The organism is Dolomitihabitans soli (genome assembly GCF_022213955.1).
Classification (GTDB): domain Bacteria; phylum Actinomycetota; class Actinomycetes; order Streptosporangiales; family Streptosporangiaceae; genus Streptosporangium_A; species Streptosporangium_A soli.
Genome location: NZ_JAKNTW010000008.1, coordinates 226147 through 246324, shown reverse-complemented (window position 1 = coordinate 246324; position 20178 = coordinate 226147). Strand labels below are relative to the sequence as shown.

General features: G+C 69.8%; 18 protein-coding genes and 1 pseudogene. 12 read left to right on the top strand and 7 right to left on the bottom strand.

The annotated features are described in order from the left end of the window. Positions 1-9: 9 nt before the first annotated feature. The gene (locus MBA17_RS18850; protein WP_238497806.1) at positions 10-1116 is read right to left on the bottom strand and encodes an epoxide hydrolase family protein; all 1107 of its coding nucleotides are present in this window, start codon (positions 1114-1116) and stop codon (positions 10-12) included. A 63-nt stretch (positions 1117-1179) separates the two neighbouring features. Here MBA17_RS18850 and MBA17_RS18845 point away from each other — a divergent pair. Then, positions 1180-2124: pseudogene (locus MBA17_RS18845) on the top strand (helix-turn-helix transcriptional regulator); the annotation flags it as partial. 334 nt (positions 2125-2458) lie between these two features. Here MBA17_RS18845 and MBA17_RS18840 read toward each other — a convergent pair. After that, on the bottom strand, positions 2459-3592 hold the full coding sequence (locus tag MBA17_RS18840) for a CU044_5270 family protein (protein ID WP_238497804.1): 1134 nt from the start codon (positions 3590-3592) through the stop codon (positions 2459-2461). Then, the gene (locus tag MBA17_RS18835) at positions 3585-4193 is read right to left on the bottom strand and encodes an RNA polymerase sigma factor (RefSeq protein WP_238497803.1); all 609 of its coding nucleotides are present in this window, start codon (positions 4191-4193) and stop codon (positions 3585-3587) included. Before MBA17_RS18835 ends, MBA17_RS18840 begins: the two co-directional genes overlap by 8 nt. Positions 4194-4666: 473 nt before the next feature. Between MBA17_RS18835 and MBA17_RS18830 the strand changes: the two genes are divergently transcribed. The 4 genes from MBA17_RS18830 (at position 4667) to MBA17_RS18815 (ending at position 10130) form a co-directional block, all read left to right on the top strand. Next, positions 4667-6064: a family 2B encapsulin nanocompartment shell protein gene (locus MBA17_RS18830; RefSeq protein ID WP_455432791.1), complete on the top strand. Its 1398-nt coding sequence runs from the start codon at positions 4667-4669 to the stop codon at positions 6062-6064. Positions 6065-6391: 327 nt separating this feature from the next. Then, the gene (locus MBA17_RS18825) at positions 6392-7774 is read left to right on the top strand and encodes a family 2B encapsulin nanocompartment shell protein (RefSeq protein WP_238497801.1); all 1383 of its coding nucleotides are present in this window, start codon (positions 6392-6394) and stop codon (positions 7772-7774) included. A 3-nt stretch (positions 7775-7777) separates the two neighbouring features. Beyond that, a complete protein-coding gene (locus MBA17_RS18820; protein WP_238497800.1) occupies positions 7778-8827 on the top strand; it encodes a family 2 encapsulin nanocompartment cargo protein polyprenyl transferase in 1050 nt (349 codons plus the stop codon). Positions 8828-8903: 76 nt separating this feature from the next. Then, complete coding sequence (locus tag MBA17_RS18815; protein ID WP_238497799.1) at positions 8904-10130, top strand: 4-hydroxy-3-methylbut-2-enyl diphosphate reductase; 1227 nt, start codon at positions 8904-8906, stop codon at positions 10128-10130. On the opposite strand, the gene MBA17_RS18810 is transcribed toward MBA17_RS18815, so the two are convergent. The 3 genes from MBA17_RS18810 to MBA17_RS18800 form a co-directional block, all read right to left on the bottom strand. Beyond that, positions 10112-11122: a polysaccharide deacetylase family protein gene (locus MBA17_RS18810; RefSeq protein ID WP_238497798.1), complete on the bottom strand. Its 1011-nt coding sequence runs from the start codon at positions 11120-11122 to the stop codon at positions 10112-10114. The genes MBA17_RS18815 and MBA17_RS18810 overlap by 19 nt on opposite strands. 200 nt (positions 11123-11322) lie before the next feature. Next, entirely contained in the window at positions 11323-11958 is a 636-nt protein-coding gene (locus MBA17_RS18805; RefSeq protein WP_238497797.1) for a hypothetical protein, read from the bottom strand. A gap of 120 nt (positions 11959-12078) precedes the next feature. After that, complete coding sequence (locus MBA17_RS18800) at positions 12079-13251, bottom strand: cytochrome P450 (protein WP_238497796.1); 1173 nt, start codon at positions 13249-13251, stop codon at positions 12079-12081. Positions 13252-13720: 469 nt separating this feature from the next. On the opposite strand from MBA17_RS18800, the gene MBA17_RS18795 reads away from it, so the two are divergent. From MBA17_RS18795 to MBA17_RS49530, 6 genes are all read left to right on the top strand, one after another. Further along, on the top strand, positions 13721-14422 hold the full coding sequence (locus tag MBA17_RS18795; protein WP_238497795.1) for an SIR2 family NAD-dependent protein deacylase: 702 nt from the start codon (positions 13721-13723) through the stop codon (positions 14420-14422). A gap of 429 nt (positions 14423-14851) precedes the next feature. Beyond that, positions 14852-17194 (top strand): sensor histidine kinase, encoded by a 2343-nt coding sequence (locus MBA17_RS18790; RefSeq protein WP_238497794.1) that lies wholly within the window; start codon positions 14852-14854, stop codon positions 17192-17194. After that, positions 17181-17606 carry a roadblock/LC7 domain-containing protein gene (locus MBA17_RS18785; protein ID WP_238497793.1) on the top strand — a complete coding sequence of 142 codons (426 nt, stop codon included), beginning with the start codon at positions 17181-17183 and terminating at the stop codon, positions 17604-17606. The genes MBA17_RS18790 and MBA17_RS18785 overlap by 14 nt, the downstream gene beginning before the upstream one ends. Next, positions 17603-17950, top strand: a complete 348-nt coding sequence (locus MBA17_RS18780) for a DUF742 domain-containing protein (RefSeq protein ID WP_238497792.1) — start codon at positions 17603-17605, stop codon at positions 17948-17950. The genes MBA17_RS18785 and MBA17_RS18780 overlap by 4 nt, the downstream gene beginning before the upstream one ends. Beyond that, positions 17931-18521, top strand: coding sequence for a GTP-binding protein (locus MBA17_RS18775; RefSeq protein ID WP_238497791.1), 591 nt, complete (start codon positions 17931-17933; stop codon positions 18519-18521). The genes MBA17_RS18780 and MBA17_RS18775 overlap by 20 nt, the downstream gene beginning before the upstream one ends. Positions 18522-18828: 307 nt before the next feature. Continuing rightward, positions 18829-18999: a DUF3073 domain-containing protein gene (locus MBA17_RS49530; protein WP_274385604.1), complete on the top strand. Its 171-nt coding sequence runs from the start codon at positions 18829-18831 to the stop codon at positions 18997-18999. Here the strand turns inward: MBA17_RS49530 and MBA17_RS18765 are convergent. Beyond that, complete coding sequence (locus tag MBA17_RS18765; RefSeq protein WP_238497790.1) at positions 18992-19336, bottom strand: ArsR/SmtB family transcription factor; 345 nt, start codon at positions 19334-19336, stop codon at positions 18992-18994. The two genes, MBA17_RS49530 and MBA17_RS18765, sit on opposite strands and share 8 nt — an antisense overlap. A 175-nt stretch (positions 19337-19511) precedes the next feature. Here MBA17_RS18765 and MBA17_RS18760 point away from each other — a divergent pair, with 175 nt between their 5' ends. Then, the gene (locus tag MBA17_RS18760) at positions 19512-20165 is read left to right on the top strand and encodes a sensor domain-containing protein (RefSeq protein WP_238497789.1); all 654 of its coding nucleotides are present in this window, start codon (positions 19512-19514) and stop codon (positions 20163-20165) included. Positions 20166-20178 lie beyond the last annotated feature (13 nt).

Sequence of the window (20178 nt, the reverse complement as noted above, 5' to 3'; positions counted from 1 at the left end):
CCGCCCGGTTTACCGGAAGCGCAGGAAAAAGCGCTGGATATCCCCGACAAGCAGATCCGGTGCCTCCATTGCCGCGAAATGCCCCCCACGGTCGAACTCAGACCAATGCACGATCTCATGCTCCCGTTCCGCGATACTCCGAATACCGAGATCGCCGGGAAATACCGCGACACCACACGGAACAAGGGACCGTTCAGCAGGCTTGCCCCAGGAAGCGGCCTCCTCCCGATACAGCCGTGCCGACGACCCCGCGGTGCCCGTCAGCCAGTAAAGCGTCACATTGGTGAGGAGTCGGTCGCGGTCCACCGCGTCCTCGGGAAGGGCGGCGGCGGGATCGGTCCATTCCTTGAACTTCTCCACGATCCAGGCGAGCTGGCCGGTCGGGGAGTCGTGCAACCCGTAGGCGAGCGTCTGCGGACGGGTGGACTGGATCATCGCGTAGCCGACCCCGTCCTGGTTGGAGTAGCCCGCGACGCGAGCCTGCTCGGCCTCGGTGAGGCCCTCCAGTTCGGCGGGGTCGCCGGAGGGGAAGCCGAGAGCGCCGTTGACGTGCACGCCGATGACGTGTTCCGAGTCGATCCTGCCGAGGGTGTCGGAGACGACGGCACCGGTGTCGCCGCCGTGGGCGCCGTAGCGGTCGTAGCCGAGGCGGCGCATGAGCTCGGCCCAGGCGCGGGCCACCCGGTCGATGTTCCAGCCGGCTTCGCCGGTCGGGCCGGAGAGGCCGAAACCGGGGATCGAGGGGATCACCAGGTGGAAGGACTCGCTGAGCGGCCCGATGACGTCGAGGAACTCCACCACGGAGCCGGGCCAGCCGTGGGTCACGATCAGCGGGATGGCGCCGGGGTCCTGGGACCGCACGTGCAGGAAGTGGATGTTCTGCCCGTCGATCTGGGTGGTGAACTGCGGGAACTCGTTGATCCTCGCCTCCTGCGCACGCCAGTCGTAGCCGTTGCGCCAGTACGCGGCCAGTTCGCGCAGGTAGCCGACCGGAACGCCGTACGCCCAGCCGACGCCGGGGAGGTCGTCGGGCCAGCGGGTGCGGGCGAGCCGGTCGTGGAGGTCGTCGAGGTCGGACTGGGGGATGTCGAGGTGGAAAGGCGTGATTTCGTCCATGTCGGCAACGGTACGACCCACCTAGGACGGCTTCGGTCCTAGGTTGATGTCAGACTACGGACCATGTTGGAGACATCGGCACGACTGCTCCGGTTGCTCTCGTTGTTGCAGACGCATCGCGACTGGTCCGGCACCGAACTGGCCGAGCGGCTGGAGGTCACCGCGCGAACGGTCCGCCGTGACGTCGACCGGCTGCGCGAACTCGGCTACCCCGTGCACGCCAGCGCGGGCGTCGCGGGTTACCGGCTCGGCGCCGGCGCGGCCCTGCCGCCGTTGCTGCTCGACGACGAGGAGGCCGTGGCGGTCGCCGTCGGGCTCAGGACCGCGGCGGGGGGCACGGTGGCGGGCATCGAGGAGACCTCCGTCCGCGCGCTGGCGAAGCTGGAACAGGTGCTGCCCGCACGGTTGCGGCACCGGGTCAACGCGCTGCAGACGGTCATGGTCGGGATGTACGGCGGAGGCCCGACCGTCGATCCGGCGACGTTGACCACCATCGCCACCGCGTGCCGCGACCACCAGCGGCTCAGGTTCGACTACGTCGCCCATGACGGGACCGAAACCTTGCGCGTCTCCGAGCCGCATCGCCTGGTGCACTCGGCCCGCAGGTGGTACCTGATCGCCTGGGACACCGACCGGCAGGACTGGCGCACCTTCCGGGTGGACCGCCTGCGCCCCCGCCTGCCCACCGGTCCGAGGTTCACCCCGCGCGAGCCCCCCGAGCCCGATCTCGCGGGCTTCACCTCCCGGGCCGTCTCCACCGGCGCCTACCGCCACCAGGCCCGGATCACGTTGCACGCGCCGGCGGAGGCGGTCGCCGAACGGGTGGCGCCCACGGTCGGCAGGCTGGAGGCGATCGACGAGCGCACCTGTCTGCTGCACACCGGTTCGGACTCGCTCGACGAACTGGCCGTCTACGTCTCGCTGCTCGGCGTCGACTTCGACATCCACGAACCGCCCGAGCTGGCCGTACACGCCGCCGCGATGGCCGCCCGGCTCAGCCGCGCCGCCGAGGTCTCCGGCCGCCACGCCGGCGGGAGCCCCGCCGGCGGCCGCCACGCCGGCGGGAGCCCCGCCGCCGGGAACCCCGCTGGCGGAAGTGATGCCGCCGGGAGCCCCGCCGAGCCGGAGACTCGGCGGGCCCGGCGGGAGACCCCCGACAGTACGGCGGGCCCGGAGCACGCCTGAGCCGGTCCGGGCGTCCACGCGAGGGCTGGGCGCCGGCCAGGGAGCGCTTCGAAGACACCCGTGCCGCGCGGGCACCCGCGCAAGGCGCTGGCACGCATTCCGGCAGGAAAGCCCGCGACGGTCCGGCAGGAAAGCCCGCGACGGTCCGGTGGGAAGGTCAGGACGGAAGGTCGGGCTCCTCGTCGGTCCAGCCGATCTCCTCGTACGCGGTGAAGCTCTTGAGCTCGACCGCCCGGCCGCCCTCCGTCCGCCCCTGAGTGATCGTTTCACGGGCGAGCGTCAGGCCCGTCTTCGTATCGACGATCATCCGGTTCACGATCTCCTTTCCGCCCTCCGTGTGCCTGTAGAGAATGGCCTGGCCGGTACGGCCGAGCGGATCGGTGACCTCGCCCGCCGCCTCCATCATCGGCAGGGACGCCATGATCTTGTAGGCGGCGGCCCGGACTTCTGGAGAAACCGGCAGGAAGACGACGATCTCCATCAGACTTCCGTGGATCCGGTACTCCATCTCCTTCGGATCGTCGAGATCGACGGCGGGCATGTCGCCGTACATGCTGGTGATGCGGGATTCCAGGTAGGCGCGCAGTCCGGTGGGATCCGCCGGGATCTGCCGCAACTCTTTCACGGAGATCGGGTTCTTCCCCAGGTGCCCGGCTGAGCCGAGCCACTTGCCCTGCAGCCGGTGGGCCGTCCGCTCACCCGTCTCGGTGATGAAGCTCTCGCCCGGAACGAACTCCGGGTGGGGGCCGGAGAAGGTCCAGCGGTCCTTCGAACCGTCCTCCCGCCACGCCTTCTCGTCCTCGGCGGTCGCCGGTTTCGCCCCGAGGTTCTGGACGATGCGCCAGCCCTGCTTTCCGGAGGTCGGCGCCATCCACATCTCCTGGGAAGCGCTCTGCTGGAGGACGTAGCGACCGCCGGGCTCCAGGAAGACGGTGCCCGTCGAGTCTTTGATGACCCAGTAGGCGCCGTCTGCGGGAGCCTTCGCCGCCGACTCCGCCGCGGCCAGCAGGATCTGCCTGGCGGACGGCTGGGTGAGTGGCGTCTGGGAGATGGGCGCCCGGCCGGGGGAGTCCGCGCCGGTGCCCGGCATGATCACGATGGTCACCGCGGCGGCCACGCCGAGCAGGCCCGTCGCCAGCGCCGTCCACCTAGCCGCGCTGCGGCCGCGCCGTACCTGTTCGGTGCCGTCCGTGCCCATGGCGGTGCGGAGCCGGGCGCGGCCGGCGGCGACCACCTCCTCGGACGGCGGCGGGGACGCGAGCAGGTCCCGCACCGGGGTGAGGTCATCCATCTGTCTCTCCGAGCATCGGGTTGACGCCGCCCAAGACGGCGCGGAGCTTCTTGCGGACCCGGCTGAGCCTGGACCCGACGGTGCCGTACGGGATGTCGAGCGCCTGGGCGATCTCGTCGTAACTCAGCTCGGCGACGGCCACGAGCAGCAGCACGTCGCGATCGCCCGCGGGCAGGTCGCGCAGCGCCGACGCGAGCCGTTCCTGAACGCTCGCGGCGATGAGCCGTGCCGCGACCCGCTCCTCGTGCCCGTCCACCGTCCCGCTTTCCACCGGCGCCCGCCTGAACGCGGCCAGCCGGCGCGTCTCGCTCCTGCGGTGCCGCCACACGAGGTTGGTGGCGATCCCGAAGAGCCAGGGCCGTACGGCCCCGCGCGCGGGATCGAAGGTGTCGCGCTTGCGGAAGGCGACCAGGAACACCTCCGCGGCGAGGTCGTCGGCGATCTCACCGCCCAGGCGGCTCGCCAGGTAGCGGTGGATCTCCGTGAAGTGGCGGTCGTAGAGCACCGCGAACCGGTCGGGATCGCGGCGGGACCGCTCGATCAGCGCGACGTCGTCGACCCATGTCAGCGGATCATCCGTCACATCCGGTGGAGCCGTCATACGTGGGGGTCCCTTCTGTGGCTTCCACCCTGTACTTCACCGGAGCCCCGGTTCGCCTTCACGGTGCCTGGACGGGGACGTCACGGGCGCTGCGCGGGGCCTGCGCGGGGCCCTGCGCGGGGCCTGGAGGTGCCTGCATCGGTCGCCGGGAGGACACCAGCCTCATCAGACGGCAACTTGCTCCGAAATATCGCTACTCGTGGCGAAGATGCGTTTATAGCGGAAATGTCGTGCCCTAAAGAGAATATCCACACCCGCGCAATGCGAATAAAGTTTCAATTGACTTTCCGATTGGCCGCGAAGCATACTGGCCCGTGTCATGAAAGAGAAAAGTTCAACAACTTTTCGTCATCAAGAAAGACCGATCAACCTCGCTGCTCAGGGCGGACAGCACAGTCGGCGTGCGTTCGACCCTTCGCTCTGTGTTTCGAGTTTTCCTTCAGATCCGACGATGCAGAATGGTGGTGTTCGTTGTGACGGAGACGGTCGAGACAGGTGCTGAGGTTCATTCGCAACTGAGCCTGGGCACCGGTGCCGCGCGGAATCTGGCGACGACGACCAAGTCGGTCCCGCAGATGCAGGGGATCTCCTCGCGGTGGCTGCTGAAGGCGCTGCCGTGGGTGCAGGTCTCGGGTGGCGCCTATCGGGTCAACCGGCGGTTGAGTTACGCGGTGGGCGACGGGCGGGTGAGTTTCACCTCGACCGGCGCGGAGGTCCGGGTGATCCCGGCGGAGCTGGCCGAGCTGGCGCTGCTGCGCGGCTTCGGCGACATGGACGTCCTGGAGACGATGGCCGAGCGCTTCGTCCAGCGCGACTTCGAGGCCGGCGACGCGATCGTGAAGTCCGGTCAGCCGGCCGACCAGGTGGTGCTGCTCGCGCACGGCAAGGTCAGCCGGATCGGCGCGGGCGAGTACGGCGACCAGACGGTGCTCGGCACGCTGGCCGACGGCGACTACTTCGGCGACCAGGAGGTGATCGCCGAGCCCGACACCTGGGATTACACCATCAAGGCGGTGACCGGGTGCACGGTCCTGGCCCTGTCCAGGCAGGACTTCCACGACCTGGTCGAGCGGTCGGAGTCGCTGCGCACCCATCTCGAAGGCGCCCGCAGACCCCGGGGCCCGCAGAACCCTTACGGCGAGTCGGCGATCGAGGTGGCGTCCGGTCACGTGGGCGAGCCGGTGCTGCCGGGCACGTTCGTGGACTACGAGCTGTCGCCCCGGGAGTACGAGCTGAGTGTGGCGCAGACGGTGTTGCGGGTGCACACGCGGGTGGCCGATCTGTACAACCAGCCGATGGATCAGGTGGAGCAGCAGCTCAGGCTGACGATCGAGGCGTTGCGTGAGCGTCAGGAGGACGAGCTGGTCAACAATCGGGAGTTCGGGTTGTTGCACAACGCCGATCTGAAGCAGCGCATCCATACCCGGACCGGCCCGCCCACCCCCGACGACCTCGACGAACTGCTGGCCACCGTGTGGAAGGAGCCCACGACGTTCCTGGCCCACCCGCACGCGATCGCCGCGTTCGGCCGCGAGTGCAGCAGGCGGGGCGTCTACCCCGAGAGCGTCGACCTCGGCGGCAACAAGATCCCGGCCTGGCGCGGCGTGCCGATCCTGCCGTGCAACAAGATCCCGATCACCAAGACCCGGACCAGCTCCATCATGCTGATGCGCACCGGCGAGCAGAGTCAGGGCGTCGTCGGCCTGCACCAGGTCGGCCTCCCCGACGAGTACCAGCCGGGCCTGTCGGTCCGTTTCATGAACATCAACGAGCAGGCCATCATCTCCTACCTGGTCAGCGTCTACTACTCCGCCGCCGTCCTGGTCCCCGACGCCCTCGGAATCCTGGAGAACGTCGAGATCGGCCACTGACCGCCATGTGGTCCCTGGAGCCGCCCGGGTTCCATCCGCCGTAGCCGATCCGCCGGACCCGGACCCGGACCCGGCCTCGGCGGAGCCCCGAGACCGAGGACGGGGCCACCCCCGCTCCCAGCGGGGTGCGAGCGCCCGCCCGTGACCAGACCGCCGGGATCGTGCCCCCGGATCGTGCCCGTGTCCCCGGGCCGTGTCCGCCGGCCGGTCGGCCGGCGACCCCACCGGCGGCCTTGACGACAGGCCGCCACCGCATCATCCGACCGCGCACGCGCCGCGGTCACACCGAAATCGGCGACCCCCCGCCGCGAGATTGGGATGTGCTTCGTGACACAGACAGAAGTTGAAGGTACGCCGCTGAGCCTGGGCACCGGTGCCGCGCGGAATCTGGCGACGACGACCAAGTCGGTCCCGCAGATGCAGGGGATCTCCTCGCGGTGGCTGCTGAAGGCGCTGCCGTGGGTGCAGGTCTCGGGTGGCGCCTATCGGGTCAACCGGCGGTTGAGTTACGCGGTGGGCGACGGGCGGGTGAGTTTCACCTCGACCGGCGCGGAGGTCCGGGTGATCCCGGCGGAGCTGGCCGAGCTGGCGCTGCTACGGGGGTATGGCGACCAGCCGGTGCTGGAGGCGCTGGCCGACGGCTTCGAGCAACTGGAGTTCCAGGCGGGCGACGTCATCGTGGAGTCCGGGCAGCCCGCCGACGAGCTGTTCCTGATCGCGCACGGCAAGGTGAGCAAGGCGGGCGCCGGGCCGTACGGGGAGGAGGCGGTGCTCGGTGTGCTGGCCGACGGCGACTACTTCGGCGACGAGTCACTGACCGGGCAGGTGGAAACCTGGGACTACACCGTGCGCGCGGTGACCGGGTGCATCGTGCTCTCCCTCCAGCGTCAGGACTTCCAGGGGCTGGTGAGCCGCGCCGAGTCGCTGCGGGCCCACCTGGAGGGGGTCACCGGGCCGCGGCCTCCGCAGAACAAGCACGGCGAGGCGGCGATCGCGATGGCGGCGGGCCATGCGGGGGAGCCGGTGCTGCCGGGGACGTTCGTGGACTACGAGCTGTCGCCCCGGGAGTACGAGCTGAGTGTGGCGCAGACGGTGTTGCGGGTGCACACGCGGGTGGCCGATCTGTACAACCAGCCGATGGATCAGGTGGAGCAGCAGCTCAGGCTGACGATCGAGGCGTTGCGTGAGCGTCAGGAGGACGAGCTGGTCAACAACCGGGAGTTCGGGTTGTTGCACAACGCCGATCTGAAGCAGCGCATCCAGACCCGGACCGGCCCGCCCACTCCCGACGATCTCGACGAACTGATCAGTCGGCGCAGGAAGGCGCGTTACCTGCTGGCCCACCCGCAGACCATCGCCGCGTTCGGCCGTGAATGCACCAAGCGGGGCGTCTATCCCTCCGGCGTGGAGCTCGACGGCCACCGGCTGACCGCCTGGCGCGGCGTGCCGATCCTGCCGTGCGACAAGATCCCGATCACCAAGGCGCGGACCAGCTCCATCCTGGTCATGCGCACCGGCGAGGACGACCAGGGCGTGGTCGGCCTGCACCAGGTCGGTCTCCCCGACGAGTGCGAGCCGGGCCTGTCGGTCCGTTTCATGGGCATCAACGACCAGGCCGTTATCTCCTACCTGGTCAGCGCCTACTACTCCGCCGCCGTTCTGGTCCCCGACGCCCTCGGAGTCCTGGAGCACGTCGAGATCGGGCACTGAGGGATGGCCGAGGTCGAGGAGGTCGAGGAGAGGGCCGCGGGCCGTCCGGCGGCCGAACTGCTGGTGTGGAGTCGTGGCCTGCTCGATCCGGCGCTGCGGCTGGCGGTCGACTCGCTCCCGGGGTCCATGCGCCGCGTCGCCGGCTACCACTTCGGCTGGCTCGACGAGCACGGCCGTGACGCCGACACCGACGGCGGCAAGGCGATCCGCGCGGCGCTGGTCCTGCTGTCGGCCGAGGCCGCCGGGGAGGCCCCCGAACGCGCGGTGCCCGCCGCCGTCGCCGTCGAGCTGGCGCACAACTTCTCCCTGCTGCACGACGACGTGATGGACGGCGACGCCACCCGGCGGCACCGGCCGACGGCGTGGAGTGTGTTCGGGCTCAGCGCGGCGATCCTCGCGGGTGACGCGCTGCTGGCCCTGGCCTTCGACGTGCTCGCCGCCTCCGGGCATCCCGCGAACGGTGAGGCGACCCGGATGCTGAGCGCCGCCGTACTGGACCTGACGGAGGGGCAGAGCGCCGACGTGGCCTTCGAGCGGCGGGCCGACGTCGCGCTGGCCGAATGCGTGGCGATGGCCGAGGGCAAGACGGGCGCGCTGCTGGGGTGCGCCTGCGCGATCGGCGCCCTGTACGGCGGGGCGGCGCCCGAGCAGGTGCGGCATCTACGCGGGTTCGGGGAGCGGCTCGGGCTGTCGTTCCAGCTCGTCGACGATCTCCTGGGCATCTGGGGAGATCCGGCGGTCACCGGCAAGCCGGTCTACTCCGACCTGCGCAACCGCAAGAAGTCCCTGCCGGTGGTGGCCGCCCTCACCCTGGGCACTCCGGCGGGCGGCGAGCTGGCCGCGCTCTACCATCGCGAGTCGCCGCTGGCGGACGAGGAGCTGGGTCATGCCGCCGCGTTGATCGACGCGGCGGGGGGCCGGGACTGGAGCCAGATCCGGGCCGAGGAACTGCTGGCGGGGGCATTGCGCGAGCTGGTGGCCGCCGAGCCGGGCGTCGGCGCCGCGACGGAGCTGGCCACCCTCGCACGACTGGTCGCTCGCCGGGACCGCTGACAAGACCCCGACCGGCCACCTGATCTCCGGCTGGTCTTCCGATGTGACCGATGACGTTTCCAGAAGTGGAGGAGCCGTGCGAGAGGTCCTAGAGAGCCTGGAGCCGGGGGCGGTGCTGGTCGCCGACGAGCTGCTGGTTCCCGGCTCGTCCTCGATCGAGTGCAGGGCGGCCGGTCTGATGGCGGGGGAGGTGCGGCGGCGCGGCCTGACCACGGTTCGCGGTTCCCTCGAACTCGCGGGCCCGAGCACCTCGCTCGCGGCCGTGCTGCCCGGAGCCGTGGGGCTCGGCATCGGTGTCGCGGCCGATGACCACGCGGGCTGGTTGTCGGCCCGCGCCTCGCTGGCGGCGTGGCTGCGGGCGGCCGGGCCGCGCACGGTCCTGCTGGCCGCGCCGAGGTCGTTCTGCGCCGGGGTCGAGCGCGCGGTCGAGATCGTCGAGCGGGCCCTCGACCAGCGCGGCGGTCCCGTCTACGTGCGCAAGCAGATCGTGCACAACGCCCATGTGGTGGCCGGCCTGGAGACGTCCGGGGCGGTGTTCGTGGAGGAGCTCGACGACGTCCCGGACGGGGCGACCGTCGTGTTCTCCGCGCACGGTGTGTCCCCGGCCGTCCGGGTCGAGGCGGAGCGCCGCGGGCTGGACGTGATCGACGCGACCTGCCCGCTGGTCACCAAGGTGCACGCGGAGGCGCGCAGGTTCGCGGCGCGGGGCGACACCGTGGTGCTGATCGGTCACGCGGGGCACGAGGAGGTCGAGGGCACGCTGGGCGAGGCTCCCGACCGGACCGTGCTGGTGCAGGACACCGACGACGTCGACCGCCTGCTCGTGCTCGATCCCGCCAAGGTGTCCTACCTGACGCAGACCACGCTGGCCGTGGACGAGACGGCCGAGGTGGTCGACGCGCTGCGTGCCAGGTTCGCCGACCTGCGCGGCCCGGGTTCCGACGACATCTGCTACGCCACGACCAACCGGCAGAACGCGGTCAAGGTGATCGCCGAGGAGTCGGACCTGGTGCTGGTCATCGGTTCGGCGAACTCCTCCAACTCGGTGCGCCTGGTCGAGCTGGCGCACCGGCACGGCGCCCCCGCGCATCTGGTCGACGACGCCGGCGACATCCGCCCCGAATGGCTGACCGGCGCTCGGGTGGTCGGCCTCACCGCCGGCGCCTCCGCCCCGCCCCGGCTGGTCGAGGACGTGATCTCCGCGTTGTCCGGCCTGGGTCCGGTCACCGTGGCCGAACGCGAGGTGGCACGGGAGACCGTCCGCTTCACGCTGCCCTCGGCGGGTCAGTACGGCAAGGCGTAGGAGGCGAACTTCTTGGCCGTGAACGGCTCCTTGAACTTGGGGTAGGCCACGGTCCTGATGTTGCCGTCGGAGGTGTATCTCTCGTCGGGGTGGGCCTGGAGCCAGTCGAGCCAGGCCGTGGAGCAGAACTTGGCGCAGTCGCCCACCTTGTCGTGCGACCGGATGCGCGGGATGCCGAGCGGGTCGAAGTCCTTGGCGAAGGGGGAGGGAGCCGGAGTGTAGCCCGCGAGGAACACCCCGCCGTAGTCGTACCGCACGCCGGAGAGCGAGCCGCGCCGCGCCCACTCCTTGGTGCTCGGCTGGTTCCCGTACGGCAGCGCCAGCGTGACGGGGTCGCTCTTGACCATCGAGGTGATCAGCTTGTGGCCCGCCACGATCTCCTTGTTGACCTCCTGCTTGGAGCGCCCGCGCAGGTTGAGGTGGTCGTGGGTGTGGTTGCCGAGGTCGAACTTGTTGTTCTGCAGCCACGTCATCATCTGCGCCTTCTCCTCGGGGCGCGTCTTCCCGAACATGTCACGGGTCACGTAGAAGGTGGCGACCGGGCGGAACGACGGGTGGCGCCTGGCCACGTCGAGCATGATGGCGACCGCCGTGTTGGGCGCCGGCACGCCCAGGCCGTCCAGGGTGAGCTGTGACGGTGAGGAGTCGTCGAAGGTCAGCACGACGGGGTGCTTGCCCGCGGGGATGCCGATCCGCCCGGTGACGTACTCCGCGGCCGTGATCGGCACGTAGTTCTCCTTCACCAGGCGATCCAGCTCGGCGCGGAACTGCTTGGGAGTCCGGTCGTCCGGCCCCGCCGCCTTGTCGACGATCCGGTGGTACATGAGCACGGGTATCTGGCCCAGCTCGTTGGCCTTGGCCGTCGTCGCGGCGGCGATGTTCGCCTTGCGGACCATCTCCTGTGACGGTGCGGACGCCTTGACGGGTGCCACCTTGACCGTGTCGTCGCTCTCCCATGGCATGCATGCGGCGAGCGAGACCGCACTCAACACGACGGCCCCTACGGGACCAACCCTGAAGCGCATTACGAGCCCCCCGATCGGGCGAAGAAGATGCTCTTCTTCTACCCTTCTGACCTGCGGGTTCATGCTGACTGCTGAGCAAAGCTACTACGGTGAGAAGCTGACCGGACACGTTACGTTTCGAGGGCTTTCGCAGACCGGGAACATGCCGGGAGGCGATCAACGCGTGGTCAGCGGCGGCGCATGCTCACGGCGAGCCAGAGGCCGCCGGCGGCCATCAGCACGCCGTGGGCGATGCGCATCGCCGGCGTGCCGAAGAACTGCGGGATGAACAGGGCGAAGCCGAGGGCCAGCGGGACGCCGCTCCAGCGAGCCAGGACGCCGGACCGCCACACCGCGACGGCCGCGAGGACGGCTCCCACGGCCAGCAGCAGCAGTCCGCCCGCGAACATCGTGACCGCCGTCGTGCCGTACCTGAACGTATCGGCGAGTTCGAGCAGGGCCGGGTCGCCGTCCTTGACCACCTGGCCGGCGATGACGTTGAGGCCGAAGATCTCGGCGCCGTAGTAGGGGAGGGTGAGCCCGGCTCCGAGCAAGCTCGTCACGATCGCCCGGGAAGCAGTTCGGTCGCCGGAAAGGGCGGTGTGCAGTCCCAGCAGGGCCAGGATGAACAGGACGAACCCGCCGACGGCGAAGAGATGCGCGGCGATCCAGGCGGCGGAGGCCATCCCTTCGGCGCCCGCCATGGTGGTCTCGTCGGCCCACGGCCGGACCACGGGATAGAGGAGAAAGAGGACGCCGGCCGCGCCGAGGGCGAGGGATCCCGTGTGGGTGGAGACGATCGCACCTGACGAACGCTGGTTCATGGGCACATCCTGACTAGTGGTTACATTCGAGAGCACCGCTCTCGATGAATCACAGCATGGCCCACCCGACCACCAGGCGTCAAGAGCACTGCTCTCGTTAGTCTCCGATGCTCTCGATTGTTACCAGGCGACCGGCAGACGGTCGACGCCGTAGACGATGGAGATCCCCCGGAACGAGACCTCCTCGGCCGGTACGGCCAGCCGCAGCTCGGGGAAGCGGCGCAGCAGCGCGGGAAAGGCGATCTGCATCTCCATCCGGGCCAGGGGAGCGCCGATGCAGTGGTGGACGCCGTGGCCGAAGGCCAGGTGCGTGGCGACCTGGCGGTCGGGGAGCACCACGTCCATGTCCCTGCCGAGCGCCGGGTCGCGGTTGGCCGCCGACAGCGAACAGAGCACCATCTCGCCGGCCGCGATCCGCTGCCCGGCCAGCTCCATGTCCGCGCGGGCGAAGCGCGGGAACGCGACCTGCACGACCGAGAGGTAGCGCAGCAACTCCTCGACCACCGGGACGACGTGGGCCGCCTCGTCGCGCACCCGGGCCAGCTGCGCCGGGTTCTGCAGCAGCCACAGCGTGCCGAGCGAGAGCATGCTCGTGCTCGTGTCGTGCCCGCCGGTCAGCATCCCGTCGGCGAGACTGGCCAGCTCCCGGTCGGAGACCTCGTCGCCGTGGTCGCGGAGCAACATGCCGAGCAGCCCGTCGCCGGGGGTCTTCCGCTCCCGCGCGACCAGGTCGGTGAGGTAGGCCATGGAGTCGTTGACCGCCTGCAGGGACGCCTCGGGCCCGGCGGAGAAGTCGAAGCGGTCGGTGCTCAGCCGCAGGAAGTCGGACCGGTCGCCGTACGGCACGCCGAGCAGTTCGCAGACGACCAGCGACGGGATGGGCAGGGCGAAGTGCTCCACCAGGTCGGCCGGGGAACCGGCCTGCTCCATCGCGTCGAGGTGCTCGGCGACGATGGCCTCGATCCGCGGCACCAGGCGCCGCAGCCGCCGCGTGGTGAACTCGGGCGTGAGCAGCCGGCGCAGCCGGGTGTGCTCCGGCGGGTCGCGGAAGCCGAGACCGCCCGGGTCCTCCTGCTGGGTGGCGCCCAGCACGTTGTTGAAGTCGTTGCTGAAAGCGATGTGGTCGCTGAGCACGGCGCGCGCGTCCTCGTACCTGGTGACCAGCCAGACGGTGGAGCCGCCGGGGACCTTCATCGGGAAGACGGGGTGCTCCGCGCGGATGCGGCCGAGCTCGGCCACCGGGTCCAGTCCCTCGCGCGTGAACTGCAGGAGCGGGAAGTCTGTCTCGGACATCAGTCGATCCTCAAGGGGTTTCGGGGAGAACGCCGCGTGTTTCGCGCTCCAGGACCCGCGCCGGCAGTGTTCGCGCCTGGAGTCAGGGGGTGGCGGCGGTGGTGCGATATTACGCTCGCGAGCCGACATGTCAGCTGCGCTCTCAGCGGCGGCTCAGGTGTTCAGGTCCCGCTTGGATCCGTTGTCGGGCACGTGGTTTCCCGGCCTGCCGAGGCCGGTGGGCGGCACGTGGGGTGCGTGGACGTCTCCTGGGCCCGGTATCCGGAGAATTCGACGATCGCTGCTCCCCCCTGTGCGTGCCCGCTCAACCCTACGCGGAGGGGTGCGAGGTCCTTCGTCCCCCTGGCGGCCAGGTATCCGTTACGCACACGGCCCGATCTCTCGAACATCCGCTCCCCGGACCGCTCGCAGCGCCCGGACGCGGCGCGGGCCGCCGTACGCCCGCGTGCGCCTGGTTATGCTCGCCCATATGACGATCACGGTGCTGACCGGCGCGGGGATCTCCACCGAGTCGGGGATTCCCGACTACCGAGGCCCCGCCGGCGTCTGGCGCCGGGACCCTGACCACGAGAAGCTGGTCACCTACGACTACTACATGGCCGATCCCGAGATCCGCCGCCGCTCCTGGCTGTACCGCAGGGACAACCCGGCCTGGCAGGCGGAGCCCAACCCGGCCCACCGCGCCCTCGCCGCGCTGCCCGGCGCCTGGATCATCACGCAGAACGTCGACGGCCTGCACCAGCGAGCGGGATCGCCGCCCGAGCGGGTGCTGGAGCTGCACGGCAACATGTTCGGCGCGGTGTGCACGGTCTGCGACGCGCGCTCGACGACCCGCGAGGCGATCGACCGGGTGCTGGCCGGCGAGGCCGACCCCGCCTGCCGGGCGTGCGGCGGGATCCTGAAGACGACGACGGTGATGTTCGGCCAGTCCCTCGACCGGGACACGCTCGCCCACGCGATCGAGGCGGCTGAGGAGGCGGCCGTGTTCCTGGCCGTCGGCTCCTCGCTGCAGGTGCAGCCCGCCGCCTCCCTGGTGGGCATCGCGGCCCGCGCGGGAGCCCGTCTGATCATCGTCAACGGCGAGCCCACGCCGTACGACGAGGTGGCCGACGAGGTGATCCGCGACCCGATCGGGGTCGCGGTCCCGCGCCTCTGCGCGACGCTGGGTTAGACGGGTACGGCGGGCGCGCCGTACCCCGAAGCTTCATGGCCGTCGCGGTGGCTAAGGCGAATCTTGTTCGGTTATGTGTGGACACCTTGCCCGCGGGCCATTTTGTCGGGCCGAAACGCGGCTCAATGGAGCCAGAGGTGGTGGGGAAAATGGTAGTTTCGGACGCCGCTCTAAAAGGAACGCGACAAAACACTCCTGGTGAGAGCATGATCACCAGACGTGCTGGACATCGGGGAGGGCCGAAATGCCTAACCGGACGGTCAACAGTCGCCGACAACAGATACTCAATCGCCGCTTTCGTGGCTTGATGTTCGTTCTGCCCCGCGGGCATAGTGTGTCGAATCACACGCGTATCAGTCGTGGGGTGCGGTCTCGGGGGAGACAGCTGCCCCCGGCTACGCCCCGAACGCGCCGAATGGGACACGATGCATGAGATCAGCCCCGCCGATCCGGTCGAAGATCCTCAGAATCCTCCTGGTCCCGCTGATCTCCCTGATCGTCCTGTGGGCGTTCATGGCCTACACCACCGTCGGTGAGATCGTCGGCCTCTCCCAGGCCGCGAACCGCTGGCAGGCCATCGGAGAGCCCTCCCGTGCCGTGGTCCTGGAGATCCAGCGGGAGCGTCAGCTCTCGGCCCAGTTCGCCGGCCGTACCAACGCCAACGGGCCGCTGCAGGCCCAGCGGCGGCTCACCGACGGCAAGGTGGCGACGCTGCGCGAGGTGGCCAACTCCCTCGACCTGCAGGGCGCGTCCCAAACCGACCGCGACAACCTGCGGAGCCTGCTCTCGGCCCTGGACGGGCTGGCCGCGCTGCGTGCCAACGCCGACGCGGGACGGTCCTCCCCGCTGGAGGTGACCGAGGCGTTCAACGCGTTCGTCGTCGTCGCCAACCGGCAGTACGGCGGGTCGAACACGATCACCAGCGCGTCGTCCTACCGGGTGCTGCGCGGCCTGTCCGCCTACAGCACCATGACGGAGCACCTGGCCAGGGCGCACGCCGTGCTCACCCCCGCGTTGACGCGCGGTGCGATGACACGGGCGGAACACGCGGCCTTCATCACGGCGATGGCCAACCGCAGGACCTTCCTCGCCAGTGCCGAGCAGGACATGGGCCCCGAGCTGAAGGTGTTCCACAAGCCGGTCGCCGCGAGCCCCGGCTTCCAGCGGATCCCGGCGGCGGAGAACAAGATCTTCGCCTGGGATCTCGTCGGGAAGCCGCCGGTGGACGCGGCCGTGTGGAAACAGGACGCCGAGACCGCGGTGAAGAACCTCGAAGCCAACAGCCAGCAGGAACTGGCGCGTGCCAGTGCGAAGGGCGAAAGGCTCAAGATTGCGGCCCTGGTGCAGATCGGGCTGGTCGTGGGGCTCGGCCTGCTCGCCGTCATCCTGTCGATCCTCGCGTCCTACCGGTTCGGCCGCGCCCTGATCGACGAGTTGAAGCAGCTCCAGGCGTCCGCCGTGGAACTGGCGGAGGAGCGGCTGCCCCGGCTGGTCCAGCGGCTGCGCAAGGGGGACGACGTGGACCCCGTCGCCGAGGCCCCGGACCTGAAGCCGGCGAACACCGCGGAGGCGGACCGGGTCGTGCAGGCGTTCTCCGCCGTGTGGAGCACCGCCGTGGAGGCTGCGGTCGGCCAGGCGAAGCTGCGCAAGGGGGTCAGCCAGGTCTTCCTCAACCTCGCCCGGCGCAACCAGGCCCTGCTGCACCGCCAGCTCACCCTGCTGGACACGATGGAGCGCAAGGTCGAGGAGCCGGACACGCTGGAGGACCTGTTCAAGCTCGACCACCTGACCACCCGCATGCGCAGGCACGCGGAGAACCTGATCATCCTCTCGGACGCGGCGCCCGGCCGGCGATGGCGCGACCCGGTGCCCGTCTTCGACGTGCTGCGCAGCTCGGTCCTGGAGGTCGAGGACTACACCCGGGTCACGGTGCTCCCCGTCGCGCAGGCTCCGCTGCTGGTGGGCAGCGCGGTGACCGACGTCATCCACCTGGTCGCCGAGCTGGTGGAGAACGCCACCGTCTTCTCCCCGCCCAACACCGTCGTGCACGTGCGCGGGCTGGCCGCCGCGAACGGCTTCGGCGTGGAGATCGAGGACCGCGGACTCGGTCTGAACCAGGCCAGGATCGATGAGATCAACGCCCGGCTCGCCAGCCCGCCGGAGTTCGACCTGGCGGGCAGCGACCGGATGGGACTGTTCGTCGTGGCCAGGCTGGCGGCCAGGCACGGCATCAAGGTCATGCTCAGGCCCTCGCCGTACGACGGCACCACGGCGATCGTGATGCTGCCGCCGCACCTGCTCGCCGGGCCCGACACGCCGTACACGGGCACCCCGGCCGTCGACAGCGGCCTGCCGTACTCCGGCGTGCCGCGCACCGACAACCCGCTGCGCGGGCTGAGCGCGTCGCCGTTGCGGCCCTCCGCGATGCCGATGGGCGCGCCCACCGCCCAGCTCGTGGCGGACTCCAGCGATTCGGGGGCGGACTGGTTCGCGGCCCCGCTGGCGCCCGTCACCGAGCCGAACGACGACTTCGACGACGACCTGGACGACGACCTCGACGGCCTGCCCAGACGGGTACGGCAGGCCAACCTGGCGCCCCAGCTGCGGGGGCCGCAGCCGCGGGAGCGCCCAGAAGTGTCCACCCGCTCTCCCGAAGAGCTCTTCGACCTGATGTCCTCCATGCAGCTCGGCTGGCAACAGGGACGCAGCGAGGCAGACAAGCACCGCGACGTGTGGAACGGAAAGGAGGGTCACGCCGATGGCCGACCCTAGATCTGAGCTGAGCTGGCTGCTCGACGACCTGACCCAGCGAGTGGCCGGCATCAAGCACGCCATCGTGCTGTCGGCCGACGGCCTGGCGATGGGTGGCTCCCGAGAGCTGACCAGGGAGGACACCGAGCATCTGTCCGCCATCTCGGCGGGCAGCCACAGCCTCGCCCTCGGTGCGGGACGGCACTTCGGCCTCGGCGGAGTGCGGCAGACCATCATCGAGATGGAGGGCGGCTTCCTGTTCGTCACCGCCGCGGGGCAGGGGGCCCGGCTGGCCGTACTGGCGGCGGGCGACGCGGAGATCGGGATGGTCACCTACGAGATGGCACTCATGGTCAAGCGCGTCGGCGAGCACCTGTCCACCCAGCCGAGGGGAGTGGTCCCCGCGCCGGTTTGGAACGGTTCGACGCCGTGACAAGCGACGATCCCGGGCCGCTGGTCAGGCTCTACGGGCTCACCGGCGGCCGGGCGCGCGCACTCGGGGAGGCCTTCGACCTGGTGGCGATCGTCACCACCGTCAGCGTCCCCTTCGAACCGCTCGGCCTGGTGCCCGAACACCTCGCCGTGCTCACGATGTGCCGCAGACCCACGCCGGTGGCGGACATCGCGGCGCAGCTCAGGGTGCCCCTCAACATCACCCGCGTGCTCCTCAGCGACCTGCGGCGCGAAGGGCTCGTGACCATCGACCAACCGTCGGCAGACCAGACCATCGACGAACGTATCTACAGGGAAGTGCTGCATGGAATTCGCAGGCTCTGAACCGGGCGTGAGGGCGGTCGCCCCTCTGGCGACGGCCCTCAAGATCCTCGTCGCGGGCGGCTTCGGAGTCGGCAAGACGACCATGGTCGGCACGATCAGCGAGATCCGGCCTCTGCACACCGAGGAACTGCTGAGCGACCGGGGCATCGGCATCGACGACACGGCGGGCGTGGAAGCCAAGATCACTACCACCGTGGCGCTCGACTTCGGCCGCATCACCATCCGCGATGGGCTGTGGCTCTATCTGTTCGGCACGCCGGGCCAGGACAGGTTCTGGTTCATGTGGGACGAACTGGCGCTCGGCGCGCTCGGCGCGGTGGTGCTCGCCGACACCCGCCGGCTGCAGGACTCCTTCCCCGCCGTCGACTACTTCGAGCAGCGCGGGCTCCCGTTCGTGGTGGCGGTCAACTGCTTCGACGGCGCCCGCCGCCACGACCCCACCAAGGTACGGCGAGCGCTGGGGCTGACCGGATCGGCTCCTATCGTGCTGTGTGACGTGCGCGAACGCGACTCCGTCAAGGAGGTGCTCACCACCCTCGTCACCTACGCGATCAGCGGCGAGTTCTCTTGACGGGCCGTCGGCCGGCAGCGCCACCCGGTCACCTGTGTCGGGTGGCGTCGCGTGCCGGCTCACCACGACGCCGGGAATCGTGTCCGTGTGCTGGGTTGTTTCAGCTGGAACGACGTACGGTTCTCCTGCGCCGCGGGGTCGGCGAATCGATGGCGCAGGAGTAGAGTCGCTGACTCTCGGGTAGGCGCACGGCGGCCCTCCTGAGCCAGGATCGACACGACCGTACGAACGTAATGAATTGCAGAATTTTTCAAGTCGTGATGACGTAAGATAAGCTAAGGCCGTATCTATGGGAGGAGTGCAGGCGATGGGACGGGGTCGCGCCAAGGCGAAGCAGACGAAGGTGGCTCGCGAGCTGAAGTACTCCAGCCACAGCGTGGACTTTGACCGGCTTTACAGCGAGATCGGAGTCAACGAGGAGACTGAGCGCGACGAGGAGAGCGAACGACCTGGCGATGGTTCCGCCAAGGTCACGTGACTTTGCCCGACTCCGTGTCACGGAGCTCGGCGAGTAGCTCCTCCTGGCCGGCGATCATGTCGGTCAGGATGCGCCGGGCTGCTTTGAGCAGATCGGCCACATCCACGCTGATCAGCGCGTAGACGACGGTCGGCCCTTCACGGGTGGCCGTCACTATTCCCGCCCTGCGCAGCACCGCGAGCTGCTGTGACAGGCTGGACGCCTCGATGTCCATCTCGGCGAGCAGGTCGCGCACCGGACGGGGCCCGTCGCGCAGCAGTTCGAGCACACGGATGCGGACGGGATGCCCGAGCGTACGGAAGAACTCCGCCTTGGCCTGATAGAGCGGAACCGTCACGATCGACCTCCCATCATCAAGTAGTGAATTGAATAATTCTACAACTTCTTGAACCGCGCCAGGTCAAGCCGTACGGACGCACGTCCGGGGGTTCCCGGGGGGTAGGGCCAGCCCTACCCTGAGATGCCGGTGAGCCGGATCGATCGGCGGGCCGCCGGCTCGTAGCGTTTCCGGTATGAGAACCCTCCGGCACCGCATCGCCATCGACACCAGATACCTCCTGGCCGGCTTCCCGGCGGCGGTGGTGATGTTCTGCCTGATCGTCGCGGGGACCGCGGCCGGCCTGGGCAGCCTGGTCGCGTTCGTGGGGTTCCCGATCCTGGCCGGAACCCTGCTGATGGCCAGGAACTTCGCGGACATGGAACGCGAGGCGATCGCCGAAGTGCTCGACCGGCCGGTCACGCGGCCTCCCTACCGCCCGGCCCCGCACGGCGCGGGCTGGTTCCGCCGGCTGGTGAACCCGCTGACCAACGGGCAGTCGTGGCTCGACCTGATCTACGCCATCGTCGCCTTCCCGATCTCCATCATCACGTTCGTCGTCACGATCGTCTGGTGGTCCACGGCGATCGCGGGCCTCACCTTCCCGATCTACGGCTGGATCGTCGCCGCCATCCCCGGCGCCGGCGGCGGGCTCCCCGAACTCCTCGGTCTCGGCGACGGCATCGTGACGCAGGTGGCCTTTCACACGGCGCTCGGCGTACTGTTCGCCCTGACCCTCCCGGCGGTCGTGCACACCGCCGCGCTGATCAGGGCCGGCCTCGGCCGCACACTGCTGACCCGCCCCACCGAACTCCCCACGTACTCCTACCAGACCCCCGCGCTCGGCTGACGCCCTCGCCGAC